This window comes from Arthrobacter sp. CMU6 (genome assembly GCF_059090205.1).
In genome coordinates, this window is record NZ_JBNHFL010000015.1 from 43,314 (window position 1) to 65,033 (window position 21,720).

21 protein-coding genes are annotated in these 21,720 nt (G+C 65.9%); 8 read left to right on the forward strand and 13 right to left on the reverse strand.

Features of this window, described 5'->3' with window-relative positions; all coding sequences use genetic code 11:
- Positions 1–107: 107 nt before the first annotated feature.
- Positions 108–1,397, reverse strand: a complete 1,290-nt coding sequence (locus AC5RWD_RS12140; RefSeq protein ID WP_494020235.1) for an adenylosuccinate synthase — start codon at positions 1,395–1,397, stop codon at positions 108–110.
- A gap of 313 nt (positions 1,398–1,710) precedes the next feature.
- Here AC5RWD_RS12140 and AC5RWD_RS12145 point away from each other — a divergent pair, with 313 nt between their 5' ends.
- Entirely contained in the window at positions 1,711–2,922 is a 1,212-nt protein-coding gene (locus AC5RWD_RS12145; RefSeq protein ID WP_494020236.1) for a cobalamin-independent methionine synthase II family protein, read from the forward strand.
- A 220-nt stretch (positions 2,923–3,142) separates the two neighbouring features.
- Positions 3,143–3,775, forward strand: a complete 633-nt coding sequence (locus AC5RWD_RS12150) for a uracil-DNA glycosylase family protein (RefSeq protein ID WP_494020237.1) — start codon at positions 3,143–3,145, stop codon at positions 3,773–3,775.
- Positions 3,776–3,866: 91 nt separating this feature from the next.
- Here AC5RWD_RS12150 and AC5RWD_RS12155 read toward each other — a convergent pair whose 3' ends face one another.
- The 4 genes from AC5RWD_RS12155 to AC5RWD_RS12170 form a co-directional block, all read right to left on the reverse strand.
- On the reverse strand, positions 3,867–4,289 hold the full coding sequence (locus tag AC5RWD_RS12155; protein ID WP_487440129.1) for a DUF3151 domain-containing protein: 423 nt from the start codon (positions 4,287–4,289) through the stop codon (positions 3,867–3,869).
- A 2-nt stretch (positions 4,290–4,291) separates the two neighbouring features.
- Entirely contained in the window at positions 4,292–5,311 is a 1,020-nt protein-coding gene (gene fbaA, locus AC5RWD_RS12160) for a class II fructose-bisphosphate aldolase (RefSeq protein ID WP_494020238.1), read from the reverse strand.
- Between the two features lie 148 nt (positions 5,312–5,459).
- Positions 5,460–6,668 (reverse strand): amidohydrolase, encoded by a 1,209-nt coding sequence (locus tag AC5RWD_RS12165; protein ID WP_494020239.1) that lies wholly within the window; start codon positions 6,666–6,668, stop codon positions 5,460–5,462.
- On the reverse strand, positions 6,665–8,083 hold the full coding sequence (locus AC5RWD_RS12170) for an MFS transporter (RefSeq protein ID WP_494020240.1): 1,419 nt from the start codon (positions 8,081–8,083) through the stop codon (positions 6,665–6,667). The genes AC5RWD_RS12165 and AC5RWD_RS12170 overlap by 4 nt, the downstream gene beginning before the upstream one ends.
- Positions 8,084–8,211: 128 nt before the next feature.
- Here AC5RWD_RS12170 and AC5RWD_RS12175 point away from each other — a divergent pair, with 128 nt between their 5' ends.
- Together AC5RWD_RS12175 and AC5RWD_RS12180 are read left to right on the forward strand one after the other, a co-directional pair.
- Positions 8,212–9,216: an Lrp/AsnC family transcriptional regulator gene (locus AC5RWD_RS12175; RefSeq protein ID WP_494020241.1), complete on the forward strand. Its 1,005-nt coding sequence runs from the start codon at positions 8,212–8,214 to the stop codon at positions 9,214–9,216.
- Positions 9,217–9,261: 45 nt separating this feature from the next.
- Positions 9,262–10,119: an IclR family transcriptional regulator gene (locus AC5RWD_RS12180; protein WP_494020242.1), complete on the forward strand. Its 858-nt coding sequence runs from the start codon at positions 9,262–9,264 to the stop codon at positions 10,117–10,119.
- Between the two features lie 85 nt (positions 10,120–10,204).
- On the opposite strand, the gene AC5RWD_RS12185 is transcribed toward AC5RWD_RS12180, so the two are convergent.
- Positions 10,205–11,683, reverse strand: coding sequence for a purine-cytosine permease family protein (locus AC5RWD_RS12185; protein WP_494020243.1), 1,479 nt, complete (start codon positions 11,681–11,683; stop codon positions 10,205–10,207).
- Positions 11,684–11,826: 143 nt separating this feature from the next.
- Entirely contained in the window at positions 11,827–12,498 is a 672-nt protein-coding gene (locus AC5RWD_RS12190; protein WP_494020244.1) for a TrmH family RNA methyltransferase, read from the reverse strand.
- A 52-nt stretch (positions 12,499–12,550) separates the two neighbouring features.
- Between AC5RWD_RS12190 and AC5RWD_RS12195 the strand changes: the two genes are divergently transcribed.
- Entirely contained in the window at positions 12,551–13,381 is an 831-nt protein-coding gene (locus tag AC5RWD_RS12195) for an HAD-IIA family hydrolase (RefSeq protein ID WP_494020245.1), read from the forward strand.
- Here AC5RWD_RS12195 and AC5RWD_RS12200 read toward each other — a convergent pair.
- The 3 genes from AC5RWD_RS12200 to AC5RWD_RS12210 form a co-directional block, all read right to left on the reverse strand.
- Entirely contained in the window at positions 13,378–14,427 is a 1,050-nt protein-coding gene (locus AC5RWD_RS12200; protein WP_494020246.1) for a thioesterase domain-containing protein, read from the reverse strand. The genes AC5RWD_RS12195 and AC5RWD_RS12200 overlap by 4 nt on opposite strands.
- 139 nt (positions 14,428–14,566) lie before the next feature.
- A complete protein-coding gene (pyrE, locus tag AC5RWD_RS12205; protein WP_494020247.1) occupies positions 14,567–15,139 on the reverse strand; it encodes an orotate phosphoribosyltransferase in 573 nt (190 codons plus the stop codon).
- 40 nt (positions 15,140–15,179) lie between these two features.
- The gene (locus AC5RWD_RS12210) at positions 15,180–16,427 is read right to left on the reverse strand and encodes an FAD-dependent oxidoreductase (RefSeq protein WP_494020248.1); all 1,248 of its coding nucleotides are present in this window, start codon (positions 16,425–16,427) and stop codon (positions 15,180–15,182) included.
- A gap of 105 nt (positions 16,428–16,532) precedes the next feature.
- Between AC5RWD_RS12210 and nadE the strand changes: the two genes are divergently transcribed.
- A complete protein-coding gene (nadE, locus tag AC5RWD_RS12215; protein WP_494020249.1) occupies positions 16,533–17,387 on the forward strand; it encodes an NAD(+) synthase in 855 nt (284 codons plus the stop codon).
- A 37-nt stretch (positions 17,388–17,424) separates the two neighbouring features.
- On the opposite strand, the gene AC5RWD_RS12220 is transcribed toward nadE, so the two are convergent.
- Positions 17,425–18,339, reverse strand: a complete 915-nt coding sequence (locus AC5RWD_RS12220; RefSeq protein ID WP_494020250.1) for an NADP-dependent oxidoreductase — start codon at positions 18,337–18,339, stop codon at positions 17,425–17,427.
- Positions 18,340–18,491: 152 nt separating this feature from the next.
- Entirely contained in the window at positions 18,492–19,304 is an 813-nt protein-coding gene (locus AC5RWD_RS12225) for an IclR family transcriptional regulator (protein WP_494020251.1), read from the reverse strand.
- A 156-nt stretch (positions 19,305–19,460) separates the two neighbouring features.
- Here AC5RWD_RS12225 and AC5RWD_RS12230 point away from each other — a divergent pair, with 156 nt between their 5' ends.
- Both AC5RWD_RS12230 and AC5RWD_RS12235 read left to right on the forward strand, forming a co-directional pair.
- Entirely contained in the window at positions 19,461–20,177 is a 717-nt protein-coding gene (locus AC5RWD_RS12230; protein WP_494020252.1) for a CoA transferase subunit A, read from the forward strand.
- Positions 20,178–20,236: 59 nt separating this feature from the next.
- Positions 20,237–20,911 (forward strand): CoA transferase subunit B, encoded by a 675-nt coding sequence (locus AC5RWD_RS12235; protein ID WP_494020253.1) that lies wholly within the window; start codon positions 20,237–20,239, stop codon positions 20,909–20,911.
- An 18-nt stretch (positions 20,912–20,929) separates the two neighbouring features.
- On the opposite strand, the gene AC5RWD_RS12240 is transcribed toward AC5RWD_RS12235, so the two are convergent.
- Positions 20,930–21,718 carry an ankyrin repeat domain-containing protein gene (locus tag AC5RWD_RS12240; RefSeq protein ID WP_494020254.1) on the reverse strand — a complete coding sequence of 263 codons (789 nt, stop codon included), beginning with the start codon at positions 21,716–21,718 and terminating at the stop codon, positions 20,930–20,932.
- Between the last annotated feature and the right edge of the window lie 2 nt (positions 21,719–21,720).

Genomic DNA, 21,720 nt, shown 5'->3' on the forward strand with positions numbered 1-21,720 from the left:
GCTCCAGAGCCAAAAGAAAGGAACAACGACGACGGCGGCCGGCCACCGTGAGGTGACCCGCCGCCGTCGGGAACTGCTTGGGCTGTGGTTGCCGGACGCTTCCGGTGTCAGTCGTTGATCAGGTCGTTGACCACGATGGTCTGGTCGCGGTCCGGTCCCACGCCGATCGCCGAGAAGCGGGTGCCGGACAGCTTCTCGAGCGCCAGCACGTAGTTGCGGGCGTTCTCGGGCAGGTCAGCCAGCGTGCGGGCGCCGGTGATGTCCTCGGTCCAGCCTTCGAAGTACTCGAAGATGGGCTTGGCGTGGTGGAACTCGGTCTGGGTCATAGGCATCTCGTCGTGCCGGACGCCGTCGACGTCGTAGGCCACGCACACCGGGATCTGTTCGATGCCGGTGAGGACGTCAAGCTTCGTGACGAAGTAGTCGGTGAAGCCGTTCACGCGGGAGGCGTGGCGGGCCAGGACGGCGTCGTACCAGCCACAGCGGCGCGGGCGCCCGGTGTTGACGCCGAACTCGCCGCCGGTCTTCTGCAGGTACATGCCCATCTCGTCGAAGAGCTCCGTGGGGAACGGGCCTGCGCCCACACGCGTGGTGTACGCCTTGATGATGCCGATGGACCGCGAGATGCGGGTGGGGCCGATGCCCGAACCCACGGAGGCACCGCCGGCGGTGGGGTTAGAGGAGGTCACGAACGGGTAGGTGCCGTGGTCTACGTCCAGGAACGTGGCCTGGCCGCCCTCCATGAGCACCACCTTGCCCTCGTCAAGGGCCGTGTTCAGCACCAGGGTGCTGTCGATGACCAGGGGGCGCAGCCGCTCGGCGAAGGAGAGGAAGTAGCTGACCACTTCCTCCACCTCGATGCTGCGGCGGTTGTAGATCTTGACCAGAAGCTCGTTCTTCTGGCGCAGCGAGCCTTCCACCTTCTGGCGCAGGATCGATTCATCGAAGACGTCCTGGACGCGGATCCCCAGGCGGGCAACCTTGTCCATGTAGGTGGGCCCGATGCCGCGGCCGGTGGTGCCGATGGCGCGGCTGCCAAGGAAGCGCTCGGTGACCTTGTCCAGCACCTGGTGGTACGGGGCCACGAGGTGGGCGTTGGCGGAAACGCGCAGCTTGGAGGTGTCCGCGCCGCGGGCTTCGAGGCCGTCGATCTCCTGGAAAAGCGCCTCGAGGTTGACGACGCAGCCGTTGCCGATGATGGGGACGGCGTTGGGGCTGAGGATGCCGGCCGGAAGGAGCTTGAGCTCATACTTCTCACCGCCCACGACGACGGTGTGCCCGGCATTGTTGCCGCCGTTCGGCTTCACTACGTAGTCGACGCGGCCGCCAAGCAGGTCGGTGGCCTTACCTTTTCCTTCGTCGCCCCACTGGGCTCCGACGATCACGATTGCTGGCATGGGATCCTCCCCCATTCGTTCGGGCCTAGCCCGGCTGGATCACCGAGGTGCTTCAACCGGAGGTCGGCGCCGTTCATGAGAATGCCCCGAATTCGTCGCCCGCACCCGCGGCGCTGACCGGGGAAGGGACGCAAGAGTTCCGGGGCTCTTACCACCCAAGTTTAGCGGATGGCTGACAAATGTATGGCTTTTGGTATTTCGCCCTGCGGCAGATTCCGGCGACACATTCCTCCGGTGATTTGCCACTGGCTCCGCCCGGGGACTTAAGTGAGAGTGAACCATCCCGAGCGGCTGAGAGACCTGGATCGCTGCCTTGTCACTGAGCAGCGACCACATCCGCGTCACCCACGCCGGGTCCCTGCCCCGCACCCCGGAGCTCATCGCCGCCAACGCCGCCAAGGAAGCCGACGGCATCACGCCGGAGTTCCTGGACCTGCTGCAGACCTCGGTGGTGGACATTGTCCAACGCCAAAAGGACCTGGGCATCGACATCCCCAACGACGGTGAATACGGGCACGCCATGTCCAACAGCGTGGATTACGGCGCCTGGTGGAACTACTCGTTCGCCCGCCTCGGCGGCCTCGAGCCCACCGACGTGGACCGCTGGGCCGATGCCGGGGTGCACCGTTCCACGCCGGGCAACATCGTCCTGACTTCTTTCCCTGACCGCAGGGACCGGCAGAAGTTCAATGACGCCTACTACGATCCCTCCTCCGGCATCCTCGCCCACCGCAAGAGCGTGGCACAGCCCAAGATCGCCGGCCCGCTGACTTACACCGGGCAGGACCTCGTGGCCTCGGATGTCACCAACCTCAAGACCGGCCTGCAGGCAGCCGGCCTCACCGAGGGATTCGTGGCGTCGCTGTCCCCCGGCTCCTGCGCACGGGTGGCGAACGAGTACTACAAGACGGAAGAGGAACTGGTCTACGCCTGCGCCGACGCCATGCGCGAAGAATACAAGGCGATCATCGACGCCGGACTGACCGTCCAGCTCGATGACCCGTCGCTGGCGGAGAGCTGGGACCAGATCAATCCGGAGCCCAGCCTGGAGGACTACCTCAACTTCATCCAGCTCCGGGTCGAGGCCACCAACTGGGCCCTCCGCGACCTGCCCCAGGACCAGATCCGGCTGCATGTCTGCTGGGGATCCTGGCACGGCCCGCACACCACCGATATCCCGTTTGCCGACATCATCAGCTCCGTCCTGCAGGTCAACGCGGGCGGCTACTCGTTCGAGGCAGCCAACGTCCGGCACGAGCACGAATGGCGTGTGTGGGAAGACACGAAGCTGCCCGAGGGCAAGGTCATCATTCCGGGTGTTGCCTCGCATGCCACGAACGTCGTGGAGCATCCGGAACTTGTGGCGGACCGGATCGAACGCTTCGCCAGGCTTGTGGGACGCGAGAACGTGATCGCCTCCACCGACTGCGGCCTCGGCGGCCGTGTCCACCCGCAGATCGCCGTCGCGAAACTTGGGGCCCTCGGGGAGGGCGCACGCCTCGCCACCAAACGGCTCTGGAAGTGATTTAGCCCTCACTTATGTCCCTGCAGGCCCCCGCCTGCAGGGCTCTGTCATGGAGGCGCGCAGGGCGGGGTCTCACGGTTTCGGACGCCTTGCTAAACTGGGGAGGATCGGTCAAGCACCGGTCCACATCTCATTTCACACCACGCCGCACTCGGCATGCCTGCGGCGTGCCGGCCTGCGGCGCGGCGGCGCGACCCACATGCAGGAGACAAAGCACCATATGACAGCCCTGGCTACCGAATCCTTCCATGAACAGCTTCTGATGCGCCGATACGAGCCCAACGTGGCCGCTGTCAATGAGCTCTGCGATACCCTGCAGAGCGCCAAACCGGGCACCCAGGTGCCGTACGTCGACCCCGCGCACGATGTCGACGAATGCCGCATCATCAGCCTCTTCTCCAACATCGGCACGGCATCGCCCACAGGCTTCATCATGCCCGGCGACGATGATGCCGCCACGCGCATGCTGGGCCTCCAATGGAAGCTGGGCCTGCGGCCGGAGTACATCATGCCCTGGAACGTGCACCCGTGGCACACGCCGGGCGAGCCTAACGGGAAGTTCACACCCGACCAGATCCAGGCCGGCCTCAAGCCGCTGCTGAAGGTCCTGGCCCTGGTGCCGCGCGCCTCGGTCATCGTTGCCCACGGCACCGAAGCCAACCGCCTCGCCGGCCTGCTGCTCAAGACCGAAGTTCCGCTGCTGTGGCGGCGCGGACTGAAGACCTACAAGGTCCGTTCGCTGAGCGGCCGCTCCTTCGCCGGATCCCCCGAGCGGCAGAAGCAGTACCTCGACGAGATGCAGGTTGCCTACGCCGACGCCATGGCCCGCACCGGACTGCGGAAGTCCAGCTAACAGAGACGCACCGGGTTTCGACAAGCTCAACCAACGACGGCGGGCGCCCACCTTTTGGTGAGCGCCCGCCGTCGTATTTAACTCAGTTGTATTACTTGCCTTCGATGGCTGCCTTCGCTGCAGGGTCCGAGTCGTTGAGGAACTTCTCGATGCGCTCGGGCTCCTCCGCCTCGTTGATGGCGGCGGAGGCGCGACCCAGCGAATAGAGCGCCCGCAGGAAGCCGCGGTTGGGTTCGTGCTCCCACGGGATGGGCCCCACACCCCGCCAGCCGTTGCGGCGCAGCGAGTCGAGTCCACGGTGGTAGCCGACCCGGGCGTAGGCGTAGGAATCGATGGTGCGGCCTTCCGCCCATGCCTCCTCGGCCAGCACGGCCCACAACAGCGACGATGTGGGGTGCTTCTCCACGAGGTCCAAGGCCTCCTGGCCCGCGTCCAGCTGTGCATAGACCTCGGTCTCGGCAGGCAGGAGGGTGGGCTCAGGACCCATCAGGTTCTTGCGGAACTCGTCGGACATGACTAGAAGGTCTTGCCGGCGGAGCCGAGCTGCTGGGTGGCTTCCACCACGCGGGCGGCGAGGCCGGCTTCGGCGGAGGCGCCCCAGACGCGGGGGTCGTAGGTCTTCTTGTTGCCCACTTCGCCGTCGACCTTGAGCACGCCGTCGTAGTTCTTGAACATGTGGTCGGCCACCGGACGCGTGTACGCGTACTGGGTGTCGGTGTCGATGTTCATCTTGATGGTGCCGTAGGAAACGGCGTCGGCGATCTCCTGGTCGGAAGAGCCGGAGCCGCCGTGGAACACGAGGTCGAACGGGTTGTCCTTGCCGATCTTCGCGCCGACCTGGGCCTGGATGTCCTTCAGGATCTCCGGGCGCAGCTTCACCCCGCCCGGCTTGTACACGCCGTGCACGTTGCCGAAGGTCAGGGCCGTGATGTAGCGGCCGTTCTCGCCGGCGCCCAGGGCGTCGATGGTGGCCAGCGCGTCTTCCACCGTGGTGTAGAGCTTTTCGTTGATTTCGTGCTCGACGCCGTCTTCCTCGCCGCCGACGGTGCCGATCTCGACCTCGAGGATCATCTTGGCCGCGGCGGTGCGCGCCAGCAGTTCACGGGCGATGCGCAGGTTCTCCTGCAGCGTCTCGGCGGAGCCGTCCCACATGTGGGAGTTGAAGAGCGGGTTGCGGCCGGCCTTGACCTCGGCCTCGGAGGCTGCCAGCAGCGGCAGCACGAAACCGTCCAGCTTGTCCTTGGGGCAGTGGTCCGTGTGCAGCGCGATGTTCACGTTGTAGTTCTTGGCCACCTCGCGGGCGAACGCCGCGAAACCCAGGGAACCGGCAACCATGTCCTTCGTCGAGGCACCGGACCAGTAAGCGGCACCACCGGTGGAGACCTGCACAATGCCGTCAGACTCGGCCTCCGCGAAACCGCGCAGCGCCGCGTTCAGCGTCTGCGAGGACGTCACGTTGACCGCCGGGAACGCGAAGCCGCCCGCCTTTGCGCGGTCGATCATCTCGGAGTAGATCTCTGGGGTTGCAATGGGCATGCTGACTCCTAAAGTGAATTTCGTCTGCGGGTTGGGTTGACCCTGGAGTGAACCTCGTCGGCTACGAACCATCCTAGCCATTTCTTTGCACCGGCCGTGGTTCGCGTCACCCGGCCGGGTAACACTTTGCACTGCAGGTTTTCCCCTACTACTCCCCCGTTCGGCGGAGCAGTCGCTTCCTCTGCTCCGGATCGGCGGCTGCAGCACATGCCGCTGCCGCTAGTCCGAACGATCCGTCGAGCACCGCTTTGTCGGCACCCGCGGAAGCACCGAACGCAGCAAACTCCGCGGTGTGATGGGCTGCACCGCGCACGTCATAGCCGACCATGGGATGAATGCTCGGCACGAGCTGCGAGACATTTCCCATGTCCGTGGAGGCCACAGGCTCGGCGCTGAACGCAACATACCTGCCCCTGGCCGTCATCGCTGCCCGGTAGGCCTCTGACAGGAAAGCGTCCTGACGCAGTTCTGCGTAGTCGTTGCCCGTGGGTGTGACCTGAAGGGTGCTGCCGCTCGCATGGGCACCGGCCTCAAGGCAGCGCCTCACCTTCTCCTGGATCAGACGGAGGTTTTCGATGCTGTTGGCCCGCATTTCCGTGCGGGCCCGGGCACGTTCCGGAATGACGTTGACTGCACTCCCGCCTTCCGTCACGATCAAAGACACGATCGCCCCCGCCGGCAGTTGCTGCCGTGCCAAGGCGATGGCCGTCTGCGCGACTACGAGCGCATCGAGGGCATTGACACCCTCCGAGGGAGCCGCGGCGGCGTGGGCGGGTCGACCCTCGAACAGCACGTCCCACATGCACATGGCCAGGGACGAACCACCCACCACGTCCGCTGCCGCAGCGTGCGCCATCATGGCCAGGGATACGTCGTCGAAAAAGCCCGCGTCAATCAGGTCCACTTTGCCCCCGGTAGTCTCTTCGGCGGGCGTTCCGAGCACTTTGACGGTGAGGCCGAGTTCGTCGGCCACGGCCGCCAGCGCCAGCGCTGCCCCCACGGCGCTGGCCGCGTTAACGTTGTGCCCGCACGCATGACCGATTGCCGGCAACGCGTCGTACTCAGTGCAGACTGCAACCACAAGCTCGCCAGATCCGAATCGCGCGCTGAACGCCGTAGGCTGTGCAGGCTGGGCCTCATCGAAGCTGAACCCGGCCGTCCGCAGTATCCGGCTCACCCGCTTGGCGGCACGGAACTCATGTCCGCCTAGTTCCGGATCCGCATGGATGGCGTGGCTCAGATCCAGAATCTCCGGTTTCCAGCGTTCCACAGCGGCCTCGAGTCTCGTTTTAATATCGCCCCGGGTGACGGGCACGACGGCGGCGCCTCCCCTGTTGCTGTCAAGTCCAATGATCATGCCGCCACTCCGGCCGGCTGGCGCTTGGCGTAGCCTGCACTCACGGCGGCCGCAATCAAAGCCGCCATAGCCAGGGCGCCCCAGATGGACAGCAGCCCCGCCACTGTGATGTGCCCGGCCTCCGCCGAGGCTGAGGAGATGAGCTTAACCACCGCAGCCCCCACCGCGATGCCGACGGACAATGCCAGCTCATTGAGTCCGGCCGCCGTCGAGGTCTCGTCCACGGGGACACCTTCGACGGACAGCGCCCGGGTCCCCGCCTGGTACATCCCCAGGCTCAGGTTGAACATGGCGAAGCCGACGCAGTAGCCCGGGAGCGATCCGTGGCCGACCGCCATCATCAGGAAGCCGCCCGCCAGCAGGACGCCCGCGAAGACGAGGGTGGCGCGTTCGCCGAACCTCCTAAGTGCTTTGGCCGTGAGCAAGGAGGAGACCAGGGAAAGAACCGAGGCCAGCGCGAGGACAATCGCGATCAAAAGCGGGCTCAAGCCGAATCCGTAGCCGGTCTTGTCCGGGTTGGAGTGCAGGAAAATGCCGTTGGTACCGAAGTAGCTGATGGACGCGAAGCCAAAGAAGAAGGTGGCAAGCGAGATGGCGCGGATTCGGGGATTTACCAGCATCCGCAGGTCCATGAACCTGCGGCCCTCGGGGGCGCTGAAGTCCCGCTTGGCCCAGTAAGCCAGCAGGGCAACCCCTGCCACGCCGGTCGCCACCGTCCGGACATCGAGCCAGCCCCACTCAGGTGCCATCGAGAGTGCCACAACAAACCCAATCAGCCCGAGTGAGCACGCCAGCAGCGGAGCCAGGGCGATGCCCTCACGCGTCGGAGTCCCGGCGTCGGGCAGTACGAACGAGCAGATGAAGGCGACAACCGCGAACGGTACCGCCACCCAGAAGCCGAGCGTCGGATCGGTGACGCCGATGATGCCGGCGAGAAGCCCGCCAGCTCCCACCGTGATCATGAGCATGCCGATCATGACGCTGACACCGGTGCGTGTGTGGGCTGGGCTGCTGACCCGCATGATTCCCATCATGAGCGGGATGAAGCCCACAACGCAGGTGAGCATGACGACACCCACCGTCACCGTCCACAGCGACGGCCAGAGCGCCATTTGAAGCACGCCGACCGCCACAACACCCGTGGACCAGCGCAGCACCAGCCGGTATCCAAAGCTGTCGCCGAGCCTCGAAATAATCGGGGTGAGGACGGCGAAGCTGACGTTGGAGACGAGGAAGATGCCGTTGATGGCGGGATCGTCTATCCCGAAGACGGGTCCCAGCGCCGGCAGGATGGGATTAAGGTACCCCTGGGTTACCCCACTGAGCGATTCAATGAGGGCCATTGCCAGGATCATTCCCGCAATAGTCCTGCGCGTGGTGATCCCGGTCGGGGGAGGTGCTGTCTTGCTTGCCATGTGATTCCTTGTGGTCCGAAGCGGATTTGCCGGCGGTGATGCGAGTCACAACGTTAGGACCGTCGTTTACACTGGCTTGGAAATTGTTCGAAACTCTCCTGAGGCAGCAACTATTGAACGAATCGGCCATGATTTCGGAGCTTGACCTGGAAATCGTGAATGCCTTGCAGATCAATCCACGCGCCGAATGGAGCCGGGTGGCGGACGCCTTGGGCCTGTCCGGTCCCACGGTGGCAAGGCGCTGGAACGCCCTTGCGGAGCAGGGCCAGGCATGGATCACACCGGCCCCCGGACAGCGCTACCTCAGTGCCGGCTGGTCCGCGTTCATCCATCTGTCGTCTTTGCCCAGCGAAAGTGAGGCGCTCATCGAGCGGCTGTGCGCCGAGCCGGCGTTCGGCACCGTCTCGCTGGTCACCGGCTCGCACGACCTCTTTGTGGACTGCTTTGCGTCCAGCCATGCCGAACTCATGGACATAGTCACCGGTTCCTTCCCGGGGCTGCCCGGCGTCACACATCGCGAGGTTGTTTTCGTCACCAAGCTGTACCGTCAGGCATCCGAATGGCGCAGCGGGACGCTGGAACCTGCACGTGCCCGGAAGGTGACAGCGGACCCCCTGCCTGGGCAGCCTGCGTATGCTCCGGACCGGCTGGATGCGGCGCTGCTGGAAGAACTCGCCAAGGACGGGCGGGCGAGCTGGGCCGAACTGGGTGCCGCATGCGGAGTCTCGCCCCAAACCGCACGACGACGGGTGGAGCGGTTCCTCGCCACAGGTTACATAGCGCTGCGCTGCGATACGTCGACGGCGGCCCAACAGGGGCTGCGGGAAGTCACCTTGGTCCTGAACGTCCCCGCGCAGTACGTTGACGACACCGGCCATTACTTCGCGGCGCTCAGCAACTGCCGCCTCAGCGCCCAGGTTCTGGGGGCGCAGAACCTGCTGGTCACCCTGTGGGTGCGTGACTACCTGCAAGTCCAGGCCTACGAGCGCGAATTGGCCGATCGGGCTCCGGGAAGTGCGGTCATCTCCCGGCAGGCTGTGGTCCGGACATTCAAGCGCATGGGACATGTCCTGGATGAATCAGGGTGCAGCCGCAGCGTGGTGCCGCTGCCGCTGTGGACGGAAGGCCCGTAGCCCGGTGTCCGGTATGCCGGACAACCGCGGGCGTATTCTGGGAAGGTGAGTAGCTCACCGCTGCGCCCCAAAGCCCCTGCCGCTGTCCAGGTACTCGCCGTTCTTAGGTACGTCGCGGAACAGGCCGGCCCGGTGGCCGCCTCGGTCATCGCCCGAGACGTGGGAGTGCCGCGGTCAACGACGTATCAGTTGATCGCAGCCCTGGTTGATGACGGGTTTCTGGTCCATCTTCCGGAGGAACAAAAATTTGCACTGGGTGTCACGGCACATGAACTCGGAACCGGCTATTCACGGCAGGCCCCTCTCCAGCGCATCGCCCGTCACCCGCTGGCGCGGTTGGTGGCGCGAACCCGCCGTACTGCCCACCTTGCGGTAATGCACGGCCGTGACGTCGTTTACGTCATCGAAGAACGCGCTCCGCGCCAGCGCCCTCTGGTGACGGACACCGGTGTCCGGCTTCCGGCACATCTGACGGCCAGCGGCAGGGCGATGATGGCGCAGATGGATCCTGCCCAGGTCGCCGCCTTGTTTCCGGGCCCGGAGGCGTTCACGGTCCGCAATGACAACGGGCCGCAGTCCTTGCCGGCTCTCCAGGATTTGCTGTCGCGGGCACGGTCCCTGGGCTACGCGTGGGAACAGGATGAGATCACTGTTGGCTACTCTTCCGTTGCTGTTGCGGTCCTGGACCGGGAGCGCTATCCCGTGGCTAGCGTGACATTGACTGTCCCCAACCGGGTGTTTCCTGCTGGTGCTGCGCGCCGCGCCAAGGATGCCGAAACGCAGGAGCAACGGGCGATGCGGATTGAAGACGTGGCCCGTGAGTGGGTTCCGGAGGTGAACCGTTGTGCCCGCGAGATATCGCGCAGGCTGGGTATCCGCAGCGGGGTGCCCCTAACCGGATGAGTGCCCCGGCCACGTTTGGACAGGACACTCATCCGGCATTAACACTTTGTGTCAGGCTCTGCGCATTATGGCCAGCCCGGGCTCCCTAGACGGCTGGGCTGGCGGGTGCGGAATTCGCCACCGGCGTCAGTGCTTCTTGACCCGTTTCAGCCGGGTAAATCATGTGGGACGGCGCGTTGGAGTTCCTCTTGGCCAGCGGGTAGTACACCACGGCTGTGACGACCAGCCCCACGAGCCAGGAGATGTCAGCACCGCCGAGCAGCTTTGTCATGGGCCCGGTGTAGAGGGCCTGGGCCAGGAACGGAATCTGTACGATGATGCCCACTGCGTAAGTGATCAGGGCGGACTTGTTCCAGCGCCCGTAGCGCCCGTTCAGGTCGTACAGGGCCGGGATATCCACCTTTTCTTTGGAGATCAGGTAGTAGTCGACCAGGTTGATGGAGCTCCAGGGGATGAACACCATGAGCAGCAACAGCACGAAGTTCTTGAAGTTGGCGATAAAGTCCGGCGACGCCAGGACGGCGATAAGCACGGACAGCCCGATGAAGCCGACGACGTACGCGAACCGCGTCCAGGTGGCTACACCCGTTTTGCGGGTGAACGCGGTCACCGAGGTCAGCATGGTCATGTACCCGCCGTAGGCGTTCAGGGTGTTGACCGTGAGCTTTCCGATCACGATGACCAGGTAGATGACCACAGCGACGAGGCCACCGCCGCTCATGTGTCCGAGGAAGGCGACCTGGCCGTCCAGGAACCTCTCCCCCTTGGGCAAAGCAAGGGCGGCGAAGAGAGCTCCGAGGGTCATGGACCATTGGGAACCGAGCACGGTGCCGAAGTAGGACGCCTGGAACGTCTTGCGGGCTGGGGTGCCGGAGGGGAGGTAACGGGAGTAGTCGGCCACATAGGGCCCGTAGGTCAGTTGCCATCCTGCGCTGAGGGAGATGGCGAGCAAGAAAGTGGGAAATTCGAAGCTCCCTGCCCCCAGGAGGGCTCCCACATCCTGGCTGATGAGCAGCCTGATGCCGAGGTAGGTGAAGCCGAGGACTCCGACGATCGTGGCGATGCGGCCCATCATGTGAATGTATTTGTAGCCCAGCGTCGCGACGAGGATGGTCAGTGCCCCGAAGAGGACCATTCCTACGGCCGGTGTGCCGGTGTGCAGGATCTGGTCCACGGCCTGGCCAGCCAGGACGGTGCCTGTGGCGGCGAACCCAAGGTACATGATGACCACCAGCACCAGCGGGATAACGGCACCAAGGATGCCGAACTGTGCCCGGCTGGAAATCATCTGCGGAAGCCCAAGTTTGGGGCCTTGGGCCGCGTGCAGCGCCATGACAGCCCCGCCCAGAAGGTTGCCGATCAGCAGGCCGATGATCGCCCACAGGGCATCGGCCCCGAACAACACGGCGAGGGCGCCGTCGACGATGGCGGTGATCTGCATGTTCGCTCCGAACCACAGGGTGAACTGTTGTGCCGGGGAACCGTGGCGTTCGTTTTCCGGGACAAAGTCGATGGAGCGGCGCTCAACGCGCGGTCCTGATCCCGTTTTTGTTGTGGCCTGCATGCTGTTCCTCACTTTGACGACCGGATCGAGGTCCCCCAACCTTTGAATCAATCTGAGCACGGGCTGTGAGCGGGATCACCCGAAAGCCGCCACGTTGCGTCCGGGGTTTCGGACAATGCGAGGAAAACTGTGATTCAGGCTGATCAGACGTGCTGGCCGAACACGTGGCGTCGTACCCAGGCGTGCATGGCGATTGCCGCGGCCGACCCCGCGTTGATGGAGCGGGTGGACCCGAACTGCTCGATAGACAGTGTCGCCTCCGCCGCCGCATGGACCTCCGGCGTCAGCCCAGGACCTTCCTGGCCAAAGACCAGCACGCACTTCTGCGGCAGCTCGTAGGTCTCCAGCGGCACGGAATCGGGGAAGATGTCGATCCCGATGATGGCCAGCCCCTCCCCCTGTGCCCATGCCACGAAGTCCTCCACGGTGGGGTGGTGGCGGACGTGCTGGTAGCGGTCGGTGACCATCGCCCCGCGGCGGTTCCACCGCCGTCGTCCGATGATGTGGACTTCCTTAGCCAGGAACGCGTTGGCGGTGCGCACCACGGTGCCGATGTTGAGGTCGTGCTGCCAGTTCTCGATCGCGATGTGGAAGTCGTGCCGCTTGGCGTCCAGGTCCGCGACGATCGCCTCGTGCTTCCAGTACCGGTACTTGTCCACGACATTGCGCCGGTCGCCGTCGGCCAGCAGGTCGGGGTCCCAGTGGTTGCCCTCCGGCCATTCACCTTCCCAGGGCCCGACGCCGACCTCCGGCTTTGGTTCCTGAGTTTCGTTCTGGTCTGATTGGGCTTCGGGTGTCCCGGGCGTTTGCGTCACCCCTCAACACTAGACTGGGCTCCGAACGCAAACATCTCGGTGAAGGAATGACATGGCAGAAGCGGACAAGGTAAAGACATCGGCGGCCGTCTACCGCAGTGGCCAGGAAATTGAGTGCTGGCTCACCGACATGGACGGGGTCCTGGTGCATGAGAACCAGGCCGTACCGGGCGCTGCGGAACTGATCCAGCGCTGGGTGGACACGTCACGGCGCTTCCTGGTCCTGACCAACAACTCGATCTTCACGCCGCGCGACCTCGCCGCCCGGCTGCGGGCCTCCGGCCTGGAAATCCCGGAGGAGAACATCTGGACGTCGGCCCTTGCCACCGCCCAGTTCCTGAAGGACCAGGTGCGGGGCTCGGATTCCGGCAACCGCGCGTACACCATCGGTGAAGCAGGGCTGACGACGGCGCTCCACGAAGCAGGCTTCATCCTCACCGACCAGAACCCCGACTTCGTGGTGCTAGGTGAAACCCGCACGTATTCCTTCGAGGCGATCACCATGGCGATCCGGCTGATCCTTGCCGGGGCACGCTTCATCGCCACGAACCCGGACGCCACCGGGCCGTCCAAGGAGGGCCCGATGCCCGCCACCGGCGCCATCGCTGCTCTCATCACCAAGGCCACGGGGCGGGAACCGTACATTGTGGGCAAGCCGAACCCCATGATGTTCCGCTCGGCCATGAACCAGATCGATGCGCACTCGGAGACCACCGCGATGATCGGCGACCGCATGGACACCGACATCATCGCGGGCATGGAGGCCGGGCTGCACACCGTACTGGTGCTCAGCGGCATCACGCAGCGCGAGGAAATTGCTTCTTACCCGTTCCGCCCGAACCAGGTGCTGGACTCCGTGGCGGACCTCAAGAACCAGATCTAGAACGGTGTCATCTTCCCGCCGCCTCCGGGCAGCGGGAAGATCTCGTTCTCCAGGTCCTCGAGGATGGGCCGGTACACAAACGGGTTCCAGCCCGGGCTGGCGTGTGCCGGCAGCGCCCCGTCGGTCTGCCGGTCGGCCGAGACCATGTTGGCTGCGAAGGTGTGCGCCCAGGAATCACGGGCCGTCCGGTAATTGACGGTCTGGTCCCGCGGATTCCCGATGTATGCCATGCGGGTATCCCCGATCTGCCCCGCGAAGCGTGTGGCGTCGAAGTGGTAGATGTAGGCGGATTCCGTCTGGATCAGTACGCTCGAGGGGGCGATCGGGGAGAGCTGTTCCAGTGTCTGGTCGAGGATCTGCCGCCACGTGCGCTCGTCCTTGTGGACCACCCGCTCCCCCAGTTCGTAGCCCCCTCGCAGTACGGACGGGATCCGGAAGCCGCTTTCGTAGAGGAACACCACGCCGTCGAACCAGCTCTGGTCCAGGACGTCGAACTTGCTGTAGGGGCTGCAGTCGAGCACGATCAGCTCAACCTTGACGCCGTGCAGCTCCAGCAGCCGGGCCGCCACCTGCGTCGCCACCATGCCGCCGAAGCTGTGGCCGTAGAAGTAGAGCGTGGTCAGGTTGTGCGCCCGGACGTGCTCGATCACCGCGATGACCAGCTGGTCGATGTCCAGTCCGAGGTTCGAATACCCGGCCGCCGCGAGCTGGCCGCGCAGCCTCAGGCTGCCGCGCAGCGAGTTGAGGATCCACTGGGCCTCTTCCCAGCTGGTCTTGTAGCCGGGGAACAGGATCCAGCTGGCGTTTGGGAAGTAGCTCTGCGCGAAGTCGTCCTCCACCACGAGGATCTTGTGGACCTGCCGCTCCTCCTGCACGCGCTTGGTGAACAGCATGTCCGCGGCAAGGACGGTGGACGCGCCTGCTCCGGAGAGAAAGGTCCGGCGGGAAAAGCGTTTCAGGTCTGCGGCGCGCCGAAGCAGCCGGGCAGCCTCCGCGCCCGGCGCCCTCTGCTGGCCCGTCTGGCCGGCGGCCCCTTCATATGGCACTGGACTACCCTAGGCACACTCCGTCCGGGCAGCACAAGCGGGGCCAGGTCTCTGGCCCAAAGTCTTGGTCCCCAAAAAACAGGGCGGACGACGGCGGGACCTCCCGACGTCGTCCGCCCACAGCGTCCGGGCTAGCCGATCAGCTCAGGCCGAGCTCGTCCTTGCTGAAGGCGTAGAGGTAAGGCACGCCGGCCTCGGCTTCGATCTTTTCCTTGGCGCCCGTGTCGCGGTCCACGATGACGGCCACAGCGACGACGTTGCCGCCGGCGTTCCGCACGCCCTCGACGGCGGTCAGGGCGGAGCCGCCGGTGGTGGAGGTGTCCTCGAGCACCAGGACCTTGCGGCCCTCAACGGAGGGACCTTCCACCTGGCGGCCCATGCCGTAGGACTTCTGCGCCTTGCGGACAACGAAAGCATCGATGGCCCGGCCGGCGTCGGCAGCGGCGTGCATGACGGCGGTGCCCACCGGGTCGGCCCCCATCGTCAGGCCGCCGGCGCACTCAAAGTCGATGCCGGCGTCGTCAATCAGGGACAGCATGACCTGGCCCACGAGTTTGGAGGCCTCGTGGTGAAGGGTGATGCGGCGCAGGTCGATGTAGTAGTCGGCCTCGGCTCCGCTGGACAGAATGACCTTGCCGCGGACAACCGCGAGCTCCTTGATCAGTTCCAGAAGTCGGGCACGGGCAGCGGCAGCGTCAAGCGAGGGAGTCATGGGTTCCAGTTTAGTGGCTGGCCGGTCTGTGACGGACCGTCTAGGCAGCGGGCCGGGGGGCCTCCCGGCGGGCAAACGCCGGGGCGTGCTCAGGCCTGGGGCCGATGGCGATGAGGCGCGGCAGGATGCGCCGCATGGCCGGGAAGTGCCGCCCCACGAACTGCACGAAGGGAGGCGGCCCGGACCGCTTTCCACTGAACAGGGGGACGAACACGGCCCGGTGCATGCCCCGCTGGGCCGTCTGGATGATGACCGTGGGCGGCATCCGGCGCCGCTGCACCGCTGCAAGATCCTTCACCGAGACATTGCGGCGCAGCAGCGCCGGAGCCAGCCGGCCCGCTGCTGCGACGGCGTCCTGGACGGCAAGGTTGATGCCGACGCCTCCGGCCGGGGACATCGCATGAGCGGCGTCGCCGATGCACAGCAGCCCGTCCACGTACCAGCGCCGCAGCCTGTCCAGCCGGACGTCCAGCCAGTGGAGGTCCTCCAGCGAGCGGATGGCGTCCAGGCGGTCGGCCAGGTCCGGGCGCAGCGCCGCGATCCGTTCGCGGAACCGCTCCACCCCCTCGCTGCGGATGCGCTGCCCTGCGCCCTTCGGGGCGAAGTAGCCCATCTGGTAGTACGTGTCCCGGAACAGGGCAATCACGGCGTCGCGTTCCCCGAAGGCGGGAACGATGCCGGCCACCTCACCCTGCTCGGACGCGAAGCGCGGCAGCTTGAACCACCACGTGTCGAAGGGCACCGGGTACTCCCTGGACTTGAGCCCCGCGGCCTGGCGTAGCACCGAATGCCGGCCGTCGGTGGCCACCACGAGGTCGGCCCGGAGGGCACCCTCTGCGCCCTCCCTGGTCCGGTAGCGCACGCCGGCAACCCGGCCGCCGTCGTACATCAGCGACGTCGCTGTGTGCTCCATCAGCAGCGTGAACGAGGGCTCTTCCGCTGCGGTCCGGGCCAGGAAGTTCAGAAAGTCCCACTGCGGCATCATGGCAATGTAGTTGTACGGCGGCTTCAGGCCGGAAAAATCGCCGAGCGTGATCACGCCGCCGCCGCGGACGGGGAAGGCGACATTGCGCAGCCTGCTTTGCGGCAGCTCCCGGAACTCGGCGCCGAGCCCGAGCTCGTCGATGAGCCTGATGGTGGAGGCATGGACGGTGTCGCCGCGGAAATCACGGAGGAAGTCGCCGTGCTTTTCCAGGACAGTGACCTCCACGCCGGCCCGCGCCAGCAGGAGGCCCAGCATCATGCCGGCCGGACCGCCGCCTACCACCGCGCACCCGGTACTCTCCATGAGCCATACGGTACGCCTCCCGGCCCACGGGAGCACAGAGCGCGAACCCGTGACTCTGGCGGAAACAGTTGAGCCTTGCGGATTCCGCTGACTAGGCTGTTTTCCATGCGCACACTCCAAGCCAAGATCATCGAAGAAATGGGCGTCCAGCCCCGGATCGATCCCGCAGAGGAGGTGCGCAAACGCGTCACTTTCCTCAAGGAGTACCTCAGGGCCACCGGCACCAAGGGATTTGTCCTGGGCATCTCCGGCGGCCTTGACTCGTCGCTCGCCGGGCGGCTCGCGCAGCTCGCCGTCGAAGAGCTGCAGTCGGAAGGCACGGACGCGCAGTTCGTGGCGGTCCGCCTTCCCTACGGCGTCCAGCATGACGAGGAGGACGCCCAGGTGGCCCTGGATTTCATCAAGGCCTCCAAGGAATGGACCTTCAACATTTCCGCCGCCGTCGACGGCTTTGAGGACGAGTTCGAAAAGACGGTCGGCAACGGGATCTCCGACTTCCACAAGGGCAACACCAAGGCACGCACGCGCATGATCGCCCAGTACGCCCTGGCCGGGGAACACAACTACCTCGTCATCGGCACCGACCACGGCGCTGAGTCCGTCACCGGGTTCTTCACCAAGTACGGCGATGGCGGGGCAGACATCCTGCCGCTGTTCGGCCTGAACAAGCGGCAGAACCGTGCCCTGCTGGAGCATCTCGGCGCCCCGGAGCGGGTGTGGAAGAAGGTGCCTACGGCCGACCTCCTGGACGACAGGCCGGGCCGCACTGACGAGGACGAACTGGGCCTGAGCTACGACCAGATCGACGACTATCTCGAAGGCCGCGACGTGGGCGACACCGCAGCAGAGCTGATCGAACAGAAATACCTGCGGACCCGGCACAAGCGCACCGTTCCGGTCAGCATCTTCGACACCTGGTGGAAGCACGAGGGACCGGAAGAGGCCAGGGCAGGACTCTAAGGCGTTTGGCCGGGCGGGCAGCCCCTGGACAGCACACCTAGGGCAGCAGCAAGATCTTCCCGCGGCCGTGGCCGCCGCGGCTGATTTCGAGTGCGTCGGCAGCCTCGATCAGCGGCATCCGGTGCGCGATCGTGAAGGTGATCTGTCCGTCGGCGGCGAGCGTCCCCACTTCGGCCACCCGGCCATCCAGCTGCTGAACGGCGGCCAGCCCGGCCGCGGATGACTGCTCGCCCGGAACGGTGGTCACCGCCCGGCCGGCGGCCGGGAACAGCTCGGCTGTTGCTGCCAGCGAGTCCTCGCTCCCCACGGTGTCCAGGACTGCGGTGACCGTTCCGGCGTCCTCGGCCAGCGCCCGGACCCGGTCGGCGAGACCTGGCCCGTACGTTACGGGTTCGGCGCCAAGCTCGCCGAGGTACTCCTGGTTGGCCTCCGACGCGGTGCCGATCACCCGGGCACCGAAGGCCTGTGCTATCTGGACGGCGGCCGAGCCAACCCCGCCGGCGGCGCCATGGATCAGCACGGTGTCCCCGGCTCCCACGGCGAGCTGCTTCAGGGCGGAGTACGCCGTGCCTCCTGCCACCGGGACGCAGGCAGCCTGCTCGAAGTCCACGCCAGTAGGCAAGGGAGTCAGCTGATTTGCCGGCACCACGGCTTCAGTCCGGTAGCCGCCCAGCCATCCGTTCCAGATGACCTCGTCACCCACCGCAAACCCTTCGAATGCGGGTCCGACTGCGGTCACGACGCCGGCCGCCTCGCTGCCGGGCACCGCCGGAAAGTCCAGGGGAACCCACTTTTTCAGGTAGCCCGCCACGAGCTTCCAGTCCGCGGGGTTGACACTGACCGCCCGGAATTCCACCCGCACCTGGCCGTCACCCGGCTCGGCCAGCTTCTCCGTGCCCACCTTCAGGACCTGCGGATCGCCGTATTCCTCAAAGTAGACCCGTGTGCTCATGACTCTGGCTCCTTCGGTGCCGTCCAGGCTTCTGCAGGGGAAGGACTCTCCTGCAAGGGTAGGCACGCCCGTCAGGCACCACAACAGCTTGCCCCGGTTCCTGGGCAGGCAGGTCAGCCAGGCTGGCCGCTGCGCGAGGGAGTGAGCCGGCGCTAGTTCGGCCGCTTGCGCTGTCCTGAGCCGAGCCGGACGGTGAGCCGGTGGGCCTCCTCCAGCAGAAGCCACCCCAGCAGTTCGCGGCGGTCATCACGGAAGCGTGGTTCGATCCCGGTCAGGGACAGTGCCCAGGACGGACGGCCGGCCTGGTCGAAAACGGCCGCACCCATCCCCCAGCTTCCCTCCAGCACCAGTCCCGGGTTCACCGAGTAGCCCCTCCGGCGGGTCTGGTGCAGGTTGTCCCGGACCACGTTTTCCGGGTGTCCGTTGGCGTATTTGCCGGCGTGGGCAGCCCAGTCGCCCAGGATTTGTTCCTGTTCCGGTTCGGGCAGGAACGCCATGATCGCCGTTCCCGCCGATGCCACTCCCAACGGAAACCGGACACCCTCGTGAAGCACGAAGGATCGGACGGGGAAGCTGCCCTCCTCCCGCAGAAGGCACACGGTCTCGGCGCCCCGCCGGATCGAGAAGAAGGCACTCTCACCGGTCTCCTCGGCAAGGCGTCGCAGGCTGGGCCTCGCCAGGTCCTCCAACGGAAAGCGCGCGGCCGCCACCGAACCCATCAGCAGGGCCTCGGGGCCGAGCACCCAGTTCCCGCTCTGGGGGTCATGGTCCAGGAGGCCCTCCGCCGCGAGTGACGTCAGCAGGCGGTGCACGGTTGGACGGGTCAGCCCCGAGTCCCGCACCAGCTCTGTGAGCGGGCTTCCTTCGGGCTTGCGCCCAACGATGCGCAGCAGCCCTGCAATGCGGCTAACAACCTGTGCGCCTTGCACCGGTGCCTGGTTCACGGATTCCCCTTCGGTTTCCATAATGTGGACACTTGCCAGCCTACCGTCCACAGTGTAAAACCGCGAGCAGTCCGGCGACGCAAGATCCTTGACAGGCCTGCTCGAGCACACATACGCTCCACAGTCAGAACCGATGTCCATAAAGTGGACTTAGGGCCAGCTCAATGAGGAGACGCCATGCCGAAACTGAAATCCACCGCCACCGAAGCCCTGAACAGTGTTCTTCGGGACGGGATCACCCTTGCCGTGGGCGGGTTCGGCCTCAGCGGAATTCCGGCCGACCTGATCGAGGCCGTGCGCGACTCAGGCGTGAAGGAGCTGACGGTGGTGTCCAACAACATGGGCGTGGACGGCAAGGGCCTGGGCATCCTGATCGAGGCGGGCCAGGTCCGCAAGGTGATCGCGTCCTATGTCGGCGAGAACAAGCTGTTCGCCGAGCAGTACCTCGCCGGTGACCTGGAGGTGGAGTTCACCCCACAGGGCACCCTGGCCGAGCGGCTGCGCGCCGGCGGCGCCGGCATCCCCGCGTTCTACACCAAAACCGGGGTGGGAACCCTGGTGGCCGAGGGCAAGCCGCTGGCGGAGTTCGACGGCGAAACATATGTCCGGGAGCGCGCTATCCTGGCCGACGTCGCACTGGTCCACGCCCACGCCGCCGACACCGACGGCAACCTGATCTACCGCTACACCGCCCGGAACTTCAACCCGGTAGTCGCCACCGCGGGCGCCGTCACCGTCGCCGAAGCGGAGGTCATCGTCGAACCGGGCGCGCTGGATCCGAACCACGTCGTCACGCCCGGCGTCTACGTCCAGCACCTGGTCCAGGCCAGCAACCGGGTCAAGGACATCGAACAGCGCACCGTCCGCCCGCGCACCGAACCGCTCGCCGTCTGAACGCGAACGGACGCTTCAGCCCGCCTTTTTGCCCCCACTTTTAACCCCAAGGAGACCCCGTGGCCTGGACCCGGAATGACATGGCTGCGATCGCGGCCGAAGAACTGAACGACGGCGACTACGTCAACCTCGGCATCGGCATCCCCACCCTGGTGGCGAACAACCTGCCCGACGGCGTCCGCGTGGTCCTGCAGAGCGAGAACGGGCTGCTCGGCATGGGCCCGTTCCCCTACGACGGCGAGGAGGACGCCGACCTCATCAACGCCGGAAAGCAGACCGTCACCGTCCTGCCCGGCGGCAGCATCTTCGACTCCGCCACCTCCTTCGGCATGATCCGCGGCGGGCACGTCAAAGTCGCCATCCTCGGCGCCATGCAGGTCTCCGGCAACGGCGACCTCGCCAACTGGACCATCCCCGGCAAAATGGTCAAGGGCATGGGCGGCGCCATGGACCTCGTCGCCGGCACCCCGCGCGTCGTGGTTCTCACCGAACACAACGCCAAAGACGGCTCAGCCAAGATCGTCACCAACTGCACGCTGCCCCTGACCGGCGTCGGCGTCGTGGACCGCATCATCAGTGACCTCGCCGTCTTCGACCTCCGCAAAAAGGACGACGGCGGCCGGCAGCTCACGCTCACCAGCCTCGCCCCCGGCGTCACCGTGGCAGAAATCCGGGAGAAGACGGAGGCAGAGTTTACGGTTGAGGCGGAGCTCGCCGATCCGGCCCGGCTTTAGCGCTGCCGATCCGGGCCCTCAGCCGCGGGCGCGGATCAGCCGGGCGATCTCGGCAAAGCCCAGCCGCTCGGCATTCTCCAGAGCCGTTCTGCCCTCCGGGTCCCTGATGTTGGGGTCGGCCCCGGCATCGAGCAGCTGCCGGACCACGTCCTGCTGCCTCGGGCCCCCGTTGTTCAGGAGGATGGCTTCCTGCATCGCGGTCCAGCCGAGCTTGTTCACGTGATTGACAGGGACGCCGGCGGCGATGAGCATCCGCACCGTCTCCACGTGCCCGTGCTCACTGGCCGGGATCAGGGCGGTGCCGCCGAACCGGTTGGTGCTCCTGACGTCCGCACCGTTGGCCAGGGTCAGCCGCAGAATCTCGTTGAAGCCCTCGGCACCCGCGTACAGGAAGGCCGAGTCCTGGATGGCATCCTTGGCGTTCACATTTCCGCCGTCCCTGATCAGCTGGGCCACGAGAGCGGCGTCGTTGGCCTTTGCGGCCAGGACCAGCCGCTGGTCGAGCTTCTGCTGTTCGGCCGGGGAAAGGGAGGGACGTGGGGCGGCGGGGGCGGACGACGGCGGCCGCGCAGTCCCGCTCACTGTGGAACCGTCCGCCGCCGTCGGGTTTCCCTGCGTTGCATTGCCATCGCTCGCGCTGGAACCCGCCGGCATTGAGCCTCCCTGGCTTGAACTGGCTGGGGCCGGGCCGCCGGCCGATGGCGAGCCGGAAGCGCATCCGGTCAGCAGGGACGCCACCAGCACCGCCAGGCCCGCGAGCGGGACAGCGGCGGCCAGCCGGCCGCCATCGCACCCGTCCCCGTTCAAAG

Bases quoted from the DNA above. Each gene is read 5' to 3' on its own strand.
- AC5RWD_RS12140 (WP_494020235.1), bottom strand. From the start codon at position 1,397: ATGCCAGCAATCGTGATCGTCGGAGCCCAGTGGGGCGACGAAGGAAAA.
- AC5RWD_RS12150 (WP_494020237.1), top strand. From the start codon at position 3,143: ATGACAGCCCTGGCTACCGAATCCTTCCATGAACAGCTTCTGATGCGC.
- AC5RWD_RS12155 (WP_487440129.1), bottom strand. From the start codon at position 4,289: ATGTCCGACGAGTTCCGCAAGAACCTGATGGGTCCTGAGCCCACCCTC.
- fbaA (WP_494020238.1), bottom strand. From the start codon at position 5,311: ATGCCCATTGCAACCCCAGAGATCTACTCCGAGATGATCGACCGCGCA.
- AC5RWD_RS12165 (WP_494020239.1), bottom strand. From the start codon at position 6,668: ATGATCATTGGACTTGACAGCAACAGGGGAGGCGCCGCCGTCGTGCCC.
- AC5RWD_RS12170 (WP_494020240.1), bottom strand. From the start codon at position 8,083: ATGGCAAGCAAGACAGCACCTCCCCCGACCGGGATCACCACGCGCAGG.
- AC5RWD_RS12175 (WP_494020241.1), top strand. From the start codon at position 8,212: ATGATTTCGGAGCTTGACCTGGAAATCGTGAATGCCTTGCAGATCAAT.
- AC5RWD_RS12185 (WP_494020243.1), bottom strand. From the start codon at position 11,683: ATGCAGGCCACAACAAAAACGGGATCAGGACCGCGCGTTGAGCGCCGC.
- AC5RWD_RS12195 (WP_494020245.1), top strand. From the start codon at position 12,551: ATGGCAGAAGCGGACAAGGTAAAGACATCGGCGGCCGTCTACCGCAGT.
- pyrE (WP_494020247.1), bottom strand. From the start codon at position 15,139: ATGACTCCCTCGCTTGACGCTGCCGCTGCCCGTGCCCGACTTCTGGAA.
- AC5RWD_RS12210 (WP_494020248.1), bottom strand. From the start codon at position 16,427: ATGGAGAGTACCGGGTGCGCGGTGGTAGGCGGCGGTCCGGCCGGCATG.
- nadE (WP_494020249.1), top strand. From the start codon at position 16,533: ATGCGCACACTCCAAGCCAAGATCATCGAAGAAATGGGCGTCCAGCCC.
- AC5RWD_RS12220 (WP_494020250.1), bottom strand. From the start codon at position 18,339: ATGAGCACACGGGTCTACTTTGAGGAATACGGCGATCCGCAGGTCCTG.
- AC5RWD_RS12225 (WP_494020251.1), bottom strand. From the start codon at position 19,304: ATGGAAACCGAAGGGGAATCCGTGAACCAGGCACCGGTGCAAGGCGCA.
- AC5RWD_RS12230 (WP_494020252.1), top strand. From the start codon at position 19,461: ATGCCGAAACTGAAATCCACCGCCACCGAAGCCCTGAACAGTGTTCTT.